The organism is Paenibacillus yonginensis, from assembly GCF_001685395.1.
In the GTDB taxonomy this organism is placed as follows: domain Bacteria; phylum Bacillota; class Bacilli; order Paenibacillales; family Paenibacillaceae; genus Fontibacillus; species Fontibacillus yonginensis.
The window spans coordinates 1310869-1325872 of the sequence record NZ_CP014167.1 but is presented as its reverse complement, the minus strand read 5'-3'; the positions used below and the strand labels follow the sequence as shown (position 1 = coordinate 1325872).

Annotated in this window: 22 protein-coding genes; 2 read left to right on the top strand and 20 right to left on the bottom strand. The window is 48.3% G+C overall.

Annotated elements, in window-relative coordinates:
* Positions 1-60 precede the first annotated feature (60 nt).
* From AWM70_RS06095 to AWM70_RS06020, 16 genes are all read right to left on the bottom strand, one after another.
* Positions 61-543, bottom strand: coding sequence for a DUF1572 family protein (locus AWM70_RS06095; RefSeq protein ID WP_068694804.1), 483 nt, complete (start codon positions 541-543; stop codon positions 61-63).
* A gap of 139 nt (positions 544-682) precedes the next feature.
* Positions 683-1648 carry a D-2-hydroxyacid dehydrogenase family protein gene (locus AWM70_RS06090; RefSeq protein ID WP_068694803.1) on the bottom strand — a complete coding sequence of 322 codons (966 nt, stop codon included), beginning with the start codon at positions 1646-1648 and terminating at the stop codon, positions 683-685.
* Positions 1649-1853: 205 nt separating this feature from the next.
* Positions 1854-2729, bottom strand: a complete 876-nt coding sequence (locus tag AWM70_RS06085; RefSeq protein ID WP_068694802.1) for an SDR family oxidoreductase — start codon at positions 2727-2729, stop codon at positions 1854-1856.
* A gap of 144 nt (positions 2730-2873) precedes the next feature.
* Positions 2874-3290 carry an Rrf2 family transcriptional regulator gene (locus AWM70_RS06080; RefSeq protein WP_068694801.1) on the bottom strand — a complete coding sequence of 139 codons (417 nt, stop codon included), beginning with the start codon at positions 3288-3290 and terminating at the stop codon, positions 2874-2876.
* 254 nt (positions 3291-3544) lie between these two features.
* Positions 3545-3895, bottom strand: coding sequence for a VOC family protein (locus tag AWM70_RS06075; RefSeq protein WP_068694800.1), 351 nt, complete (start codon positions 3893-3895; stop codon positions 3545-3547).
* Positions 3896-3942: 47 nt separating this feature from the next.
* Positions 3943-4386, bottom strand: a complete 444-nt coding sequence (locus tag AWM70_RS06070) for a VanZ family protein (RefSeq protein WP_068694799.1) — start codon at positions 4384-4386, stop codon at positions 3943-3945.
* Positions 4387-4420: 34 nt separating this feature from the next.
* Complete coding sequence (locus AWM70_RS06065; protein WP_068694798.1) at positions 4421-4768, bottom strand: antibiotic biosynthesis monooxygenase family protein; 348 nt, start codon at positions 4766-4768, stop codon at positions 4421-4423.
* A gap of 38 nt (positions 4769-4806) precedes the next feature.
* Positions 4807-5226, bottom strand: coding sequence for a VOC family protein (locus AWM70_RS06060; protein ID WP_068694797.1), 420 nt, complete (start codon positions 5224-5226; stop codon positions 4807-4809).
* 101 nt (positions 5227-5327) lie between these two features.
* On the bottom strand, positions 5328-5924 hold the full coding sequence (locus AWM70_RS06055; RefSeq protein ID WP_237167842.1) for a class I SAM-dependent methyltransferase: 597 nt from the start codon (positions 5922-5924) through the stop codon (positions 5328-5330).
* 175 nt (positions 5925-6099) lie between these two features.
* A complete protein-coding gene (locus AWM70_RS06050; protein ID WP_068694795.1) occupies positions 6100-6618 on the bottom strand; it encodes an NUDIX hydrolase in 519 nt (172 codons plus the stop codon).
* A gap of 32 nt (positions 6619-6650) precedes the next feature.
* Positions 6651-7211: an HAD-IIIA family hydrolase gene (locus AWM70_RS06045; RefSeq protein WP_237167841.1), complete on the bottom strand. Its 561-nt coding sequence runs from the start codon at positions 7209-7211 to the stop codon at positions 6651-6653.
* Between the two features lie 23 nt (positions 7212-7234).
* Positions 7235-7849 carry a class I SAM-dependent methyltransferase gene (locus AWM70_RS06040; RefSeq protein ID WP_068694794.1) on the bottom strand — a complete coding sequence of 205 codons (615 nt, stop codon included), beginning with the start codon at positions 7847-7849 and terminating at the stop codon, positions 7235-7237.
* A 29-nt stretch (positions 7850-7878) separates the two neighbouring features.
* Positions 7879-8226, bottom strand: a complete 348-nt coding sequence (locus AWM70_RS06035) for a hypothetical protein (RefSeq protein ID WP_068694793.1) — start codon at positions 8224-8226, stop codon at positions 7879-7881.
* A 142-nt stretch (positions 8227-8368) separates the two neighbouring features.
* Positions 8369-8683 carry a hypothetical protein gene (locus tag AWM70_RS06030; protein WP_068694792.1) on the bottom strand — a complete coding sequence of 105 codons (315 nt, stop codon included), beginning with the start codon at positions 8681-8683 and terminating at the stop codon, positions 8369-8371.
* Positions 8684-8871: 188 nt separating this feature from the next.
* Positions 8872-9276, bottom strand: a complete 405-nt coding sequence (locus tag AWM70_RS06025; protein WP_237167840.1) for an NUDIX hydrolase — start codon at positions 9274-9276, stop codon at positions 8872-8874.
* 164 nt (positions 9277-9440) lie between these two features.
* Positions 9441-10415: an FUSC family protein gene (locus tag AWM70_RS06020; protein WP_068694790.1), complete on the bottom strand. Its 975-nt coding sequence runs from the start codon at positions 10413-10415 to the stop codon at positions 9441-9443.
* 272 nt (positions 10416-10687) lie between these two features.
* Between AWM70_RS06020 and AWM70_RS06015 the strand changes: the two genes are divergently transcribed.
* Positions 10688-11263, top strand: coding sequence for an LURP-one-related family protein (locus AWM70_RS06015; protein WP_068694789.1), 576 nt, complete (start codon positions 10688-10690; stop codon positions 11261-11263).
* On the opposite strand, the gene AWM70_RS24100 is transcribed toward AWM70_RS06015, so the two are convergent.
* The 4 genes from AWM70_RS24100 to AWM70_RS05995 all read right to left on the bottom strand — a co-directional run bounded on the left by AWM70_RS24100 (position 11240) and on the right by AWM70_RS05995 (position 14026).
* Positions 11240-11365, bottom strand: coding sequence for a hypothetical protein (locus tag AWM70_RS24100; protein ID WP_257784540.1), 126 nt, complete (start codon positions 11363-11365; stop codon positions 11240-11242). The genes AWM70_RS06015 and AWM70_RS24100 overlap by 24 nt on opposite strands.
* 15 nt (positions 11366-11380) lie before the next feature.
* The gene (locus tag AWM70_RS06010; protein ID WP_068694788.1) at positions 11381-12256 is read right to left on the bottom strand and encodes a halocarboxylic acid dehydrogenase DehI family protein; all 876 of its coding nucleotides are present in this window, start codon (positions 12254-12256) and stop codon (positions 11381-11383) included.
* Positions 12257-12539: 283 nt separating this feature from the next.
* Positions 12540-13657, bottom strand: a protein-coding gene (locus AWM70_RS06005) for an IS3 family transposase (RefSeq protein WP_206093401.1) whose coding sequence is annotated in 2 segments (ribosomal slippage) — positions 12540-13411 and positions 13411-13657 — 1119 coding nt in all. Because the reading frame shifts where the segments join, the coding sequence is not laid out codon by codon here.
* Positions 13658-13720: 63 nt separating this feature from the next.
* The gene (locus tag AWM70_RS05995) at positions 13721-14026 is read right to left on the bottom strand and encodes a hypothetical protein (RefSeq protein WP_068694787.1); all 306 of its coding nucleotides are present in this window, start codon (positions 14024-14026) and stop codon (positions 13721-13723) included.
* A gap of 133 nt (positions 14027-14159) precedes the next feature.
* Here AWM70_RS05995 and AWM70_RS05990 point away from each other — a divergent pair, with 133 nt between their 5' ends.
* Positions 14160-14882: a class I SAM-dependent methyltransferase gene (locus AWM70_RS05990; RefSeq protein ID WP_068694786.1), complete on the top strand. Its 723-nt coding sequence runs from the start codon at positions 14160-14162 to the stop codon at positions 14880-14882.
* Positions 14883-15004: the final 122 nt, after the last annotated feature.

Genomic DNA, 15004 nt, shown 5'->3' with positions numbered 1-15004 from the left:
AAACCCCTTTTCCGCGAATGCCTTATTAGCTGAACCTGGCCAAGCCTGCTTGAAGGCCTGTCAGGATTTCTTCTTCGGCGTAGAAGTTGAAACGTAGTCCTCATTCTTCAGCATTTTGGCAATGTAGAGGATTTGACCCAAATGCTCGGCCAAGTGGGTTGCAGTTTGAATAAAGGTTTCCAGATGGCTGCGCTGCTGGCCCCGGACTTCTTGAGTTTGCTTGAAGCTTTCCTCGTCCATCGCATTCAGCGTATCGTTCACTTCGGTAAAAGCCTGATTGATGATGGCCACCAACTCCGATTGCGTCCGGGTCAAGTCTTCGAATTCCGCATCCCGGTCTCTCGCAAACGGGATGTTGTTCATGCCGCTTCCTATACGTTCTTTGATGTTTCCGCTGATATGAATGATCAAGTTGGCAATGCTGTTGCTGGCCGCATTCGGACGCCAGTTAACCTGCTTATCATCCAGCTGCTCCAAAGCGAGCAGCATTCTTTTTTGAATATCTTGAAACCGGGTGAACAGCAAACTTTGAAGATCGAACATAGACTTCACCCTCCAACAAAATTTTAATTTAGGATTTGCAAATAGCTTTCGCAAAGCTCTTTTCTTCCTCTTTTCTATTCTCCCTCTTTTTGCCAGCCCCTGCTTTTTCTGAAAATTTTATCATAGATTCGGCGGATTTTCATCCTAACTGGCGGACAGGCTGCCCTGCGAGAAATGCTGCTATATCTTCAACAGCGTCACGATAATAAGTCTCGTAATTACGGTAAGTCACATAACCCAGATGAGGAGCAAGCAGCACGTTGGGCAGCGTCCGAAGCTCGTCATCTAACGGCAGCGGCTCCGTCTCGTATACATCCAGCCCGGCACCGGCGATAGCTCCTTGTTCCAACGCATTTAGCAGAGCTTTCTGATCGACAATCGAGGCTCTTGAAGTATTGATTAAATAGGCGGAACGCCGCATCTGCTTCAGCTCGGAAGCACCGATCAACCCCCGCGTTCTGTCGCTGAGCACCAGATGAATCGAGACAAAATCGCTTTCCTGGAGCAGTTCTTCCAAAGAGGCCGCCAGCCTGGCTCCTGATGCTTCGGCCTGCTCGGCCGTTAGATTTTGACTCCAGGCCACGACCTTCATACCAAAGGCTTGGGCAATAAGCGCCATCCTGCTGCCGATTTTTCCAAGTCCAATCAGTCCCAGCGTACTGCCAAACAAATCTCTGCCTATCGTCTGCTGCCATGGGCCGTTGGTCTGCACAGCTTGATGTTCCCGTACAAGGTTCCGCGCCAACCCTAAAATGAGCGCCCAGGCCAGCTCTACAGGCGGCTCCGAATAACCGCCCGTTCCGCATACTACGATGCCTTGGGCAGCTGCAGCAGCCATATCAACCGACGCATTACGCATTCCGGTCGTGACCAACAATTTCAGTTTAGGCAGGCGCGCAAGCAAAGACGCCCGAAAGGGTGTCCGTTCACGCATGATGACAATGATCTCAAAATGCTGCAGCAGCCGGGCAGCTTCGGCTTCGCCCTCTATATGCTGCTGAAAGAATGTGACCTCCACCTGGTCTCTCAGCAAAGACCAGTCGGCCATTTGTTCAGCTACCTTCTGGTAGTCATCCAGAACTGCACATTTTATTCGGTTGCTCATCGGCAAGCGTCTCCTTTACAAGTAGGATTTATAAGTAGAATGTGTTGGTTATCTTGTTGTATTCTCCGTAACCGGGGCAGTCCCTTCTCTTCACTCAAATTGAAATTGAACCCAAATCCACAGCGGTCAGGACTTGGAATTTGGCACATATAAAAAACGGCCTCCTGCAAGGAGACCGGTCTCATAGTCTTTTGTAGGCCTGAAATCAGTTGCCGGAAGCCTGGATTTGCTGGACGATCTGCTTCAAACCTTGCTGGGTAGGCGTCACTGGATGGCCAAGCACTTTCTCGAAATCGCTGCTTTCGATATCCAGTTCTCCATCGCGAATGCCTTTTTGAATCGCAAGCAGGAAAGGAATGACGGGTTCAGGAACGCCGGCCCCCTTCATGATTTCAGCATAAGCCTCGTCATTTACGCTTTGTACAGGCACCTCTTTACCGATGACTTGGCTCAGCGAAGCAGCCAGCTCTTCCTGGCTTAGCGGTTTCCCGGAAAGCTCATAGATGGTATTTTCATGGCCTTCGCCAGCCAATACCGCCGCCGCGGCTTCAGCGTAGTCCTGCTGCAGCGCCCAGCCAACCCGGCCATTACCGGCCGAAGTGACCCATGGGGCCCCAGCCAATACACCTTGAATGCTGGAGGTTTCATTTTCCAAATACCAATTGTTCCGCAAGAAGGAATATGGAATACCGGTTTTCAGAATAACTTCTTCCGTAACGCGGTGTACCGGAGCCAGGAACAGCTGGCTTTCGCTGGCTTTGCCCAGGCTGGTATAAGCGATAAAACCTACTTTGGCGCGTGCAGCAGCTTCTACCGCGTTTGTATGCTGGCGGATCCGCGTATCATTGTCTCCATCAGCGGAAATGATCAACAGCCGGTCAATCCCGGCAAATGCTTGATCCAAAGTTGCCGGCTGATCGAAATCACCGTGACGAACCTCTACTCCGCGTGCGCGGAGATGGTCCGCCTTCTCCGGATTGCGGACGCTGACCGCCAGCTGGTCTACAGGAACCCTTTTCAACAAAAACTCCATGACTTTGGTACCTAATTTGCCTGTTGCGCCTGTAACTAATAATTTCATTTACAATTCCTCCCTTATATTTGATGTAAGTATTTTTGTTATAACAATATCAATTACAACTTATCTATGAAAAAAACGTCTTTCGACGTAGTTCCAAAACTTCAGCTTGCTGGAGCAGCACACTTTGTTTTGGCACGCTGCATGTCACACAAATTTGCCCCTTAAATCCTGCAGCGTAGTTTGTGCCAGCCTTTGTTCCATGGCCCGTTGGGCTTCAAGGAACTCCGTTTGCAGAACCGCTTCGATATTCCGGCCAACCGGACACTTAATATTGGAATTCTCGTGGATTCGAAACAACTGATTTTCTTCAGCTGCGTTAACTGCCCGATAAACCTCCAGCAGCGATATTTCCTCCGGATTCTTTAATAGAGAAGCGCCGCCGACGCCCACACGGACGTCAATCAGCCCGGCTTTCTTCAGCATGCCCATGATTCTCCGGATCACAACCGGATTTGTGTTCACGCTTGAGGCAATATAATCGCCTGTACATTCATTTGGATTTAAAGCAATCAAAGAAAGCGTGTGAACCGCTATGGAAAACCTTGTGCTTATCTGCTTCATGTGCAACACCACCGTTGTAACCATTTTAGTTACATGGAGGTGCAATGTCAAGATTTGTGTTTCTCAGCCAACTTATTTTCAAGAATCATGAAGGCAAAAAAAGAGCTGCTCCAAAATAACCACAATTCCGGGGCAGCCAATCTATTTTTTATAGGGGGTATGTATTTATATTTTAGTCAGGCCGGCTTAACCTCCGCTGAAACAAGGCTTAATTTTAGATAAGAAAATTCTGAAAATTCGCTGAGAGGGACAGGTTAACACTTGCAGACCATCAGCAGATTCCCGTCTGGGTCCTTGAAGTTGAACCAGTGGTTATGCTCGATACCTGTGATCAAATCAACCTTCATATCCTTCATGAAGCTGTACGCTGCTTCAATATCCGGGGTATTCAAATGAAAAGCCGGAGTTTTGTAAATGCGATCCTCCGCGTAAATTTTGCTGTCCAATACGATGCTTGTCCCCTTCATGGGAAGCACATAAAGATGGCCAAACTGGATCTCCCCCTCCGGCTGGACGCCCAAAATACCCGAGTACCAGTCACGAGCCGCTTCAATATCGCTCACCGGAATAAATACCGTACCAATTTCATTTAGAATCGGGTGCAAAACTAACTCCTCCTCGGATACGTATATTTAAGCCTTTTACAAATGGTCTAGTGCTTTGTACAAAATTTAACGAGAAGAAAACCGATCAAGGCTCCGAACAAATTCAGAATCAGATCATCCACATCAAAGCTTCCAACCCTTGTAAACAGCTGGACGAGTTCAACCGCTAACAGAATCGATACGACCAGGAGAATAAACGGTTTAAATCTGAAAAATTTTTCTCGAAGCAGCGGAGGAAACACGCCTAACGGAATAAATAGAACAATATTCCCAAACAAGTTCTTGAACCAGGTATCAAAATTGAACCGATCTTTATGCATAATATACCGTTTGATCGTCCTGAACGGGACCAGGTTGTAATCGTAGACCTTCCACTGGTAGGATGCCCCCCTCAGGAAAAGCAATTTGATCATAATCAGACCATAGATCACAAATACGGCCAGAAGAACAAGACGCAAGTACGGGTTTTTGAAATAAGACGATCTAGGCATGCACAAACTCACTCCTGATATACAACAGCTCCAACTAGCTTTTTAGATTAATGTTAATGTAATGACCCACATCCGGCTCTGTGTCGAAGTAAGGCTGCAGCAATGATTTCCATTCTTCATATTCCGGCGAGGTCCGGAAGCCAATCAAGTTGTGCTTAATCGACTCCCATTTGACCAATAAAATATATTGGTTGTCCTGCTCTACACATTTCTGCAGCTCGTGGCTGACATAACCTTTGGCGTTAGAGATAATTCGCGACGCTTTCCGGACACTGCTCTCAAAATCATTAATCTTCCCCGGTTTAACGTGTATAACAGCGACTTCAAGCACCTGCATCTCATCATCACCTCTGCTTAAATTTCCGAACAGCACTTTTCCCATTATATGCCCGGGTCATTAAGCAGATGCGCTTGTTCTCTTTATTTGGTTATACCTCTCGTATTTTGCAGGACAATTCTCCAGCCGTCTGGATCACAAATCGTTACGCCATTATGCTTCCAGTACGGGTTCTCAGGCTCAACCCCCGGATACCCCATCTCCTGCAATCGCTCTACGATAGCATTCCTGGCTTCCAAATCCGGGATATAAAAGACAAGCAAATTATCTTCGGACGGAGGCGGTACCGGCGATGCTTCCTCATACTGGGTAAACTCCAAATGATAATCTACACCAGGGAGTCCAATCATCACCCCATCGTATCCCTCATGGCCGGAAAAGGAACCCACAATTTCAAAACCCAAACCTTTTGTGTAAAATTCCTTGATTTTGTCTATTTGGTGCGTCGGTCTTGCAACCCTAAACTGAACAACCGGCACTTCTTCCGACCAGGGTTTATTCATAGAAACCTCCATATCTCCATATTAAGTGTTTATTGGCCTGCTTATTTATCTGTTATTTGACTGTTTATTCCCTTAATTTCCAAACGGCTCTTCCTATGTCTTCAAGCCCCGGTTCTCTGGACCACCCAGGTCACCACGTCACTCTCCAGCTTAATCGCCCGGCCGTCCCTCTTGATTTGCACCGCATAAGGCTTCACCGTCTGCTTCAAAACCTCCCAGCCAGCATAAAGTCCTTCGAGCTTCTGAAGCAGCGATTCTGTGCTGAACATTAGCTCATACATGGGATCAAGTTCATCGCCTGTATCCTCCACCGTTTCTCTGACTGACGTACTCATGATGATGGCATTTAGGCCACCCGGTTTGGTGCCCTGCTTCATTCTCTTAATAACCTCGGACCAGTTAGCCTCGGAATCCAAATGCTCCAGAGCCGACACCGAAAAAATCAGGTCAAAATAACGCTCGGCAATGGGGTAAGCTGAAATATCAGATAACACCGGACGAATCCGGTCCTCCACTCCATACTGCCTGCTATAGCTTTGCAGCTTGGCAACCGCCGATTCCAGCAAATCGACAGCTACAACTTCTCCCGGTTTATACTCCAGACTTTGAGCAATCGGAATGCTGTTCCTGCCTACCCCGCAGCCTAAATCGAGCACACGGAGTTCATCCTTCTCCTTAAAATGGACTAACAATTCCATAATGGTTTGGACAGGCTTGTGCAGCCATGAGCCAGGTTGAAAGAGTTCAAATTGTTTATAAGCTTCGTCATGATATTCTTTTTCCTTTTGTCTAATCAGTTGAAGACGGTCCATGGTTCACCTCGAAAATCTACTCTTTGATTTCTTGCGCGGCAGCGGCATAGCTTTTTACCCCTTATTCTGCAATTGAATTACGGATTTCTGTCGCTTCATTTAAGGCGATCATCGCTAATTCATGGTCCATAATCACAAAAGGCATTTCCGCCGGTTCAACCCAAATGCGGGTTACTGATTCATGTTCCCGGCCAAAAGGCAGCCGCTCTGTGACGTCCATTCTGTAAAAAAGCTGGTAACCCACCAAAGGATACCTTCCGTAAGGGTCAAATAAAGGATTTTCTTCATGGCTGACCTCGATCATGCCAAGATATTGAATTGCACCTCTGACATACCCCTCTTCATACGCCTCACGGTGGAACGCTTCTTCAGGCGTCTCGCCAAGCTCCACATGTCCTCCCGGAAAATCAAAACCTCGTTCTTTAAGCTGCACCAGCAGAACTTTGCCAGCTTCCACACAAAATCCGTGGACGCTTGTCACCTTGCTTAAATCTTCCGGGTAAACCTTCGAGAACCAGGTCAGCTTTACATGATGCCCTCCCCAGTTCACGAAAGCGGATGGTTTGGCTTGAATGTCCATGGATAAACCCTCCGTATGTAACGTTTTTCCTCTTAGCTTCTTTCAAATACCCATCTCACGGCGTCGTTCAAATCTTCCGCTATAAAGTGCGGAACAGCTGCTTTCCAGCTGCCGAAGAATTCATCGTTTTGATATTTGTCCCATTCACGCTGACCAGCTCCCGTCTTTACAAGAACACGGTTACATCCGGCTTCATACGCAGCGACCATATCCTTCCATCTATCGCCGATTACCACACACTGCTTCAAATCCAGACCGTTTTCATTCGCAGCCTGCATAAGCATGCCGGTAGCCGGTTTCCTGCACAAACAGCCCTCTCCATGTTCATGGGGGCATAAATAAACTTTATCGAATCCAAAGGAAAGCAGTTCCTGTTCAAAATCCTCTCTTACAGCCTCTCCGCGGGCAATTAACGGCTGATTAGTGAAGGAATAAACCCAAATTCCGGCTGCTTTTAATCTATGGATCGATTCCTGCACAAACGGGAACAACTCCAGCTGACCAGGTAAGAGCACGTGATCCGTGCCACCCAGCGTTCCATCCCGATCCAGAAAAACAGCCTGTACACTTGAATCTTTCAGGAGGACCCCCACCTTCTTGTTTCTATTCTCAAATCCTATTCTTTTCTCAAAATCATGCCTTGGAAGTCCAACTCCATTCCATCTAAAGAAACTGTCTTGAATGACTCAAGTTTAAAGACCTGAGAAACCATCTCTTTCATCGAGACCTCATCATAAAAAGAAAAAAAGCGCTTAGGCGAATAAGTGTCCTCGTCCCAGATGCCTTCGCTGTTATATCCGCCGTATACGCCCATATAGAATAAACCGCCCGGTTTCAACACTCTCCGGACTCCCTCCAGAACCTGGAGCAAATCCTGCTTGGGAACGTGAAGAAGGGTATTCATAGCCCAAATGCCATTAAAATGGTTATCTTCAAAATGGATATGATAAAAATCCATTTCATAAGCTTTAAGTCCTTTTTGAAGACATAGTTCCACCATGTTAGAGCTTAGATCAATACACGTAACCTCTAGGCCCCGCTCCTTCATGTACAAGCTGTGCTGACCGGTTCCCGCTCCGAGGTCTAAGATCCGCGATTCTTCGCCTTCATCAAAGAAAACCAGGAAGTCCTTCATCTCCTTCAATTTCCAAGCCGGAAGCTCCGATTGATCCCTCAGAACGGCTTTGTCGTCATAACTGTTCTTCAAATTCTGTTTGATCTGCAGATTCATTCATAACTCCTTCGATACAAAATGGGTAATTATTTGACAAGCCATTCCCCTAACTGGACAAGCCGCCCCGTTAGCGCAGGATAGATCGCGATCCAAACTCCAATCGAAACAAATAATAGACCGAAAATATGAGGGTATCTCCCCTTTAAATGACGCACCGATTGAATAACGCCCAGAATCAGCAAAGGAAGGGTGACGAGAGCTGTAATATGCACGCGCAGCTTTTCATCATCAGTCCAGCTGCCAATTCCAATGAAATCCAAGAAGCTGTCCAATAAGGAGTAGCCATAAACATGATTGCTGCCCAGTGCCAAAACGGCAAAAATAAAGATAAGCCATGCCCAGCCCATCTTTAGCTTGTTATGCAAAGTTAACATGAGACACCTCAAATCGGAATAATTTGGTATTCCTATCATAACACAGGACCTGCATGAAGGAATATTGTGCATTATGCAGTTTTAGAGATGTTCTTTATAAGGGACATGCCACTTGCAGTCTTCCGGCAAATAGCGGGATACTCTAATCTTTTTTATCGGGGTCCCCAGCATTCGCTAATTCTTCTTCGATTTTCTGATTCCTTTGTTCTCTCGACATGTCATCCAGCTGATCAACTTCTTTAATTTGCTGTTCTATTTCATATTCTTCTTTCTCTTCAGGTTTCATAAGGCCTAAATGTTTCCGGATTTCCTGGAGCTCTTCGTGAATCCTGTTTATTTTCTGATACTGAAGAACAACTACAGCAAATAGAACGGAAGTAACCAAGATCCCTCCAAACGGTATAAAGGCTGAAACCAGACAAGCCAAAACAACTAGAACTATAAGCGGTGCAAGCAAAATTTCTCCCCCATTCCTAAATGGCCGAACGGCTGTTCATGCTTTTTTCTGCTTCAAGATCTTGAGTTAGATTAACTTCTTCTCTCGCCATTCCAATTCCTGCTTGCTGATCCCCCCCTCATATACAAAAAGGCCGCCGCCCTCCACAGAGTGCAGCAACCTTCCATTTAAACCCGGGACTCCTGCCATCACTTCGGCATCTCCGCAATCAATTTCCGGATCACCGGCCAGTCTGGCGGATGAATAGCACCAGGCAGGCGGTTCAGCTCAAAAAATCCAGCCTCAAGCACTTCGTCGGCTCCATCTTGAAGCTCGCCTTCATAATCGGTGCAAAGGTAAGCTGCAAATATCAAAAACACTTCATCTCCGTTAGGATACCGGAAGTGTAAATCTTTTCCCGAATAAAGACCCAGCATGCTCAAGCAGCCAGCCCGAAGGCCGGTCTCCTCCAGCAGCTCGCGGCGCGCGGTATCCTCATAACTTTCCCCGATCTCCATCGCGCCCCCGGGAAGCCCCCAAAGGGCATTATCCTTACGGCGCTGGAGCAGCAGCCTGTCATACGCATCAAGAAGAACAACGCAAGAACCATTCATGATCAAAGGCCTTGTCCCGACGAGAGCTCTCAATTCCTGTATATACCCCATCCCAGCCAATGCCCCTTCCTGTTTCAGCGAATATACTCTTACGTTTCTAATATATTCACCACTAAGGAAACAGGAGCGGGCTTACTTGAGAGCAGGGGGCATAGCGGGCAAATCTATATGCGGCCCGGCTTGGACCTTGCAGATTGCAGCGTTTGAAGGTCCGGCACAGGCAGCCCCTGTCTTCGCAATTCCTGATAGATCCAGGTTCTGTGATAACTGTAGACGATCTCCGATTGTTCATTCAGCCTCTGCCGCTCCAGCTGTGAATCCTCCATAGGGAAAGGGCCGACAGTAGGGAGCGAACTCTCCGAAGATTCGGCCTGCTCGGCGCCGGTCACTAAATCGGCTTTGCCTGCTGAAATGCCCAGTTCTTCCCTTAGCCGCTGCATGATGACCAGATGCTCATAGATATGGCGGTAAGAAGCCAATACTTCCGCTGTCTGATTCGTCGCCTGGGAGGTAACCTTCCGGGGGTGGATTTCGTTCTTCCACTGCTCGAAAGCCTGCTCTAGGCTAATCAGCTCGGCCCGCAGTCCAGGCAGATCGGCCGTTTCGCCTCTTTCGGTTATCTTTTTGAATTCCGTAGACAGCCGCTCTGCAAACGCCACGCGTTTCTGCTCCAATCTCTCCTCCAGCCGAGGCGGAAAGATCAGATAATTTACCGCAACTGCCACGGAAATACCAATTAAAGTATCAATGATCCGATGTAAGCCATATGCCCATGGATTGGCCCCGTTGCTGCCCAAATTCAGCATAACCGCCAGAAAAACGATACACCCGATCGAAACCGACTTGTTCCAATGCAGCAAATTGCAGACATAGATGACGATAACCACGCCAATGGCGCATAACAGCACGTTTCCAGGATCAACAAACGCAAAGCAAGCGCCGATAAGCGCCCCCACCAGCGTTCCCATCGTCCGGTGCCGTCCGGCTGCAAAGGAGTTTGTGATAGTATTCTCCATAGATATAATGGTAGCGATTGCCGCGTAAAACGGTGAATTCAGTTTGAAAATAACCGCGATCAACAAACAAATGCAAATCGCGATACCGGTTTTAATATTGCGCAGTCCAATTCCCCAGCTCATCTTGTTTGGCCTTCCTTCCGTAAACCGATGTAGAGATGTAAATCAAGTCAGAATCCATTATACAAGAAGATCATCAAAACCCTAAATTTACGATTCTGTGAAAATAACCAAACACTGCCGAAACCGCTTCGGCGATGTTGAAGGCCCCGAAATGCAAGTTCAGCTTCAAATAAATTCAAAAATCTTCCTCTGCCTGTTATGGCAGACCAAGCCGGATTATGAGATGATAGACCTGTATACATAGAGATCTGAAACAGGAGGAATGCAGCGACATGAATCCCCAATTCATCCGTAACAAATACGTGATCCGGAAGAAAGTTTTTTCTCTATTAGGCACCAAATATCATATTTATGACGAGAACGAGCAGCTGATCCTTTATTCGGAGATGAAGGCTTTTAAATTTAAAGAAGACATCGGGCTGTACAAGGATGATACGATGGCCGAAGAGCTGCTTCGCATCCGGGCCCGCGGGGTGGTTGATTTCTCGGCCACTTACGATGTCACCGATTCGGTTACCGGGGAGAGAATCGGCTCTTTGCGCAGACGCGGCTTTAAGTCCATCCTCAAAGACGAATGGATCATTTTAGCACCGGATGACAGCGAAACAGGCAGGATTAAAGAGGACAATTCCTTTCTCGCCCTGCTCAGGCGGTTCATTCATATTCTGCCGCAAAGCTATCATGTCGAGATCGACGGTCAGAAGGCCCATGCCTATACGCAAAATATCAACCCGCTCGTGACCAAGGTTCACTGCGATTTCACGGCGGTTAATCCGCAGCGGTTTGATCCCCGCCTGGGCCTGGCCGCCGGCATTCTGCTCTGTTCAATCGAAGGCAAGCAGGATTAAGTTTCGGCGAAGCAGCAGGAACAAGCCGGTTGGCAGGCCGCTCCCATGCCGCACGCAAACACGGTTCCCAAAGTTACGGGAACCGTGTTTGCGTGTTTTCATTTAATCCATCTCCTGTTAATGCAGGCTGCTGCGGATAAACGATATTTCCAACAGAAGTCCGGCCAGTTGGTCTTGAAGCAAATACAGAAGCTCCAATAAACGGGCTTTATCCGTTTCCCCCTGTTCACGGTCTCCAAAGGTTTGTTCCGACTCGGCAAACCAGCCGCTAAGATCCGCCGCGTAAGGCAGCTCATGCACCTTCATGGAAGCTTCGGCAACGATCTGGCGTTTCGCTGCTGCATAACCGGATGATTTGAGATGCGGTTTCAAGCTTCCCCAGTGGATGCGCAGAAATTCCGGATACAGAATCAGAGCGCTGTAGTCATCCGGCATTCCCCACAGCGTATGATATTCAGCGATTTCATTCATTAGCAATCTGGAAGATAAAGCGTTTTCAATAGGACCGGCTTTCGGTGCGCCTTTTCCCCCTTTAAGCGGCAGCTTTGCTTCTTCACGCCGGGCAGAGACGGCTACCGGTTCTCCCCCCGTTTCCCGCCCCTTTCTCCCGCGAATAGAGCGGCCGCTAAGCCCCTCGACCCATAAGCTGACCATCAGCAGCAGTCGGGGATTAGACTCATAGCTGGCGTTAACCAGGCTTCTCAGGTGCTCAAACGAGCCGGGACTGTATAAATTGCGCCAATCGATCAAGAGCGGCGGAACCCCCAGCCGATGAGTACGGAGCAGCTTTGCCGCTTCCTCTGCCTCCTCCGACATCAGGTTCATCCGGACGGCTGACCAAGCTTCCTTCGTTAACCCGAAGGTTTCGAGTGCCCGGAATATCCAGGGTACACGCGACACGCCAAGCACGGAAACGATATCGCCGCATAACTCCTCAGACAGAGAACCAAAGCCATGGTCCATTTGTTCGGAAACCGCCCTATTGTCCAGCATAATTCTCCTCCTTAACGATGTTCTCAAGCATGATTTGTCGCTAATTTATGTATATATGGATTAGGAACAAAAAGACCGGTTCTTTCCCCTTTCCCCTCCGGAAAAAAAGAAAGACAAGAAAGGGTTTCTTGTCTTTGGAATGAAGCGCCAAACCAGACTCCTGCTCCCGCTTAAATAAACAGGAACGGGATCAGAAACAAGAGGGCGATCGCCGCCCAATCCAGAGCATATGCGCCTCCATAGCCATAACCGTATCCATACGGAGTGGATTGTCAACATTAAATCAGACAGCTTTTTTAAGGGCTACTTGACGGTACTGAACAGGCGTCATGTACCCCAATGATCCATGAATTCGATGCTTGTTAAACCAGTTAACATAGTCGTATAGTTCCAACTGCAGGTGATCGAGGCTCTGGAACTCCATCTGATGGATGAACTCCGTTTTCATGACCTTGTAGGTTGCTTCCGCTACAGCGTTGTCATAAGGACAACCCTTCGCGCTTAACGATCGACTGATCTCAAAGGTTTCCAGAAGCTCGTCCATCTTCTGGTTTTTAAACTCACTTCCACGGTCCGTATGAAACCACTGGATTTGGCTCAGGTCACCTTCTACCGTAGCAAAGGCGCGCGAAACCAGAGCAGCGTCCTTATGTGGACCTGCACTATGGCCAATGATCTCTCGATTGAACAGGTCGATGAGGACGCAAATGTAGTGCCAACGGTGCCCTACCTTCACATACGTTAGATCGCTGACCACGAAGCGCTTAATTTCAGCCTGGTCAAACTCACGAGCTAACACATTCGTCGTTGCCGCCTCATTACAGGCCGTTTTGTGGGGCTTAAACTGGGCAATGGTATAGGTGGAGACCAGGCCTTGCTCACGCATGATTCGGCCAATACGGCGTCTAGACACGATGAGTCCTTGTTCCTGGAGCTTGGTTTTGATCTTTCGTGTACCGTAGGCTTTTCGGTTCTTATAGAAGATTTCCACAATAGCCTTTGATAACCCATCTTCATTCGGTCGTTCTTTGGCTTCATAATAGTACGTACTTCTTGCAATTTGCAGGACGTTACACAATGCTGATACCGAGTATTTATCCAGGTTATTCCGAATGATAGCTACTTTCGTCCCATGATCAGCGCCGCTTGCTTTAAAATATCTACCTCCATCTTCAGACGTTGGTTCTCTTTTCGTAACGCCATCAGTTCGGTTTCTTCTGATGAACGATTATCCTTTTCCTTAAAGGAACCCGTTGTCTGAGCCTGAATAATCCAACGGTCTAAAGCGGAAGCTGTGAGGTCGTATTCCTCCACAATCGCTGCCCTGGACTTCCCATTCTCATAAAGCTGTACCATTTGTCGCTTAAATTCTGCAGTAAAGGTACGTCGTTGTTTTGGCATTGTAGAGATCCGCTCCTTCGTATGATAGGTCTATTCTACAAGCCCTTATTTTCATTGTCCAACTTAGTGTAGCCGATCCAGAGCGCCATAAGGGGCTCCGTATGGTCCTGGGCCGTAAGCCGATACTTTCCCCTTCGACCGGGTTTTGACTTTGCTTTTCTGATGGGCTTGCTGAAGCTGCTTTTTGGCTTTTTGAGGATTCTTGGACAGCACTTCGGCGCTTCTGGCGGCACCGTTAAATTCGATCCCTTTGTCCGTCACGTTGCTGATAACGCCATGGATCTGAGTTCCATCGTGAAGGACTGCGCACACATGCTGGCCGATGTACGGCTTGCAGCCTTCTTTATTAAGCGGCTGGATCAGTTGCACGGATTTTCCTCCTTTGCTAGTCAGATTCATAACAGTATATTCCGTTCATTCGAATACGTTAAACGATGGAATCCCAGTTATCCTCCAAGCCAGGTCGTTTGCCATAGCTGAATACAGAAAGGGGCTCTCAGGAATGAATTATGCTGAAATTATTGCGTTAACCGGGGAAGGTGCCGCTCATCCTGGGGGATTTGAAGGAACGGTTAAGCTGCTCGAGAGCATCCAGGTGCCTCCGGGAGCCAAATTACTGGAAGTAGGCTGCGGCACGGGCCGTACTGCCTGTTACCTGGCCAGCCTTGGCTTCATGGTCACTGCGGTCGATCAGAACCCGCGAATGCTGGCCAAAGCCCGAGCACGGGCCAGAGTCGAGGAGGTCGAAGTCCAATTCCTCGAGGGGGATGTTCTCCATCTCCCCTTTCAGGATAAAACCTTTGATTTTGTATTTGCCGAATCGGTGACAATTTTCGTGGAGCCGGATACGGCTTTAAACGAATATGCGAGAGTGCTTGCTCCCGGAGGGAAGCTGTTTGACCGGGAGCTGTTCGCGACCAGACCCAACCAACAGCTGGAAGAACGGATGCGCGGGTTATACGGAATCGATTCTCTCCCTACAGTAGGAGAATGGGTTGAACGGCTTCGCGCTGCGGGTTTCCGGCAGCCGATGGTCTGGGCCGGTGAAGGCAAATCTCCCCAGCTGTTCGGAGCCCAGTCGGCGGCCTGGTACGATCCCCACCAGATCATGGATATCAGCCAGCTGACAAATCCCGAGGTTATCCAGTTCTTTGAGCAGAATCAAGCCTTTATCCGCGACTATGGACAGGAATTGGGATATGCCGTGCTTGTGGGAAGCCGGTAAAACCAAGAAGAGCAGGCCGCCTTTTATGGCGCCTGCTCCTCCTCGTTCCCGCCGCTTGCGCGGCTATTTTTTGGCAACCCGTATTTGAGTCTTTCCGCCTGCTAACCTTTTCTTGTCATCTC

Coding starts and splice junctions, on each gene's coding strand:
- AWM70_RS24100 (WP_257784540.1), bottom strand. CDS start 11,365: ATGAAAACACGCAAACACGGTTCCCGTAACTTTGGGAACCGTGTTTGC.
- AWM70_RS06085 (WP_068694802.1), bottom strand. CDS start 2,729: ATGAAATTATTAGTTACAGGCGCAACAGGCAAATTAGGTACCAAAGTC.
- AWM70_RS06025 (WP_237167840.1), bottom strand. CDS start 9,276: ATGAATGGTTCTTGCGTTGTTCTTCTTGATGCGTATGACAGGCTGCTG.
- AWM70_RS06065 (WP_068694798.1), bottom strand. CDS start 4,768: ATGGGAAAAGTGCTGTTCGGAAATTTAAGCAGAGGTGATGATGAGATG.
- AWM70_RS06095 (WP_068694804.1), bottom strand. CDS start 543: ATGTTCGATCTTCAAAGTTTGCTGTTCACCCGGTTTCAAGATATTCAA.
- AWM70_RS06050 (WP_068694795.1), bottom strand. CDS start 6,618: ATGGACATTCAAGCCAAACCATCCGCTTTCGTGAACTGGGGAGGGCAT.
- AWM70_RS06040 (WP_068694794.1), bottom strand. CDS start 7,849: ATGAATCTGCAGATCAAACAGAATTTGAAGAACAGTTATGACGACAAA.
- AWM70_RS05990 (WP_068694786.1), top strand. CDS start 14,160: ATGAATTATGCTGAAATTATTGCGTTAACCGGGGAAGGTGCCGCTCAT.
- AWM70_RS06010 (WP_068694788.1), bottom strand. CDS start 12,256: ATGCTGGACAATAGGGCGGTTTCCGAACAAATGGACCATGGCTTTGGT.
- AWM70_RS06090 (WP_068694803.1), bottom strand. CDS start 1,648: ATGAGCAACCGAATAAAATGTGCAGTTCTGGATGACTACCAGAAGGTA.
- AWM70_RS06060 (WP_068694797.1), bottom strand. CDS start 5,226: ATGAATAAACCCTGGTCGGAAGAAGTGCCGGTTGTTCAGTTTAGGGTT.
- AWM70_RS06055 (WP_237167842.1), bottom strand. CDS start 5,924: ATGGAATTGTTAGTCCATTTTAAGGAGAAGGATGAACTCCGTGTGCTC.
- AWM70_RS06080 (WP_068694801.1), bottom strand. CDS start 3,290: ATGAAGCAGATAAGCACAAGGTTTTCCATAGCGGTTCACACGCTTTCT.
- AWM70_RS06070 (WP_068694799.1), bottom strand. CDS start 4,386: ATGCCTAGATCGTCTTATTTCAAAAACCCGTACTTGCGTCTTGTTCTT.
- AWM70_RS06035 (WP_068694793.1), bottom strand. CDS start 8,226: ATGTTAACTTTGCATAACAAGCTAAAGATGGGCTGGGCATGGCTTATC.
- AWM70_RS06020 (WP_068694790.1), bottom strand. CDS start 10,415: ATGAGCTGGGGAATTGGACTGCGCAATATTAAAACCGGTATCGCGATT.
- AWM70_RS06015 (WP_068694789.1), top strand. CDS start 10,688: ATGAATCCCCAATTCATCCGTAACAAATACGTGATCCGGAAGAAAGTT.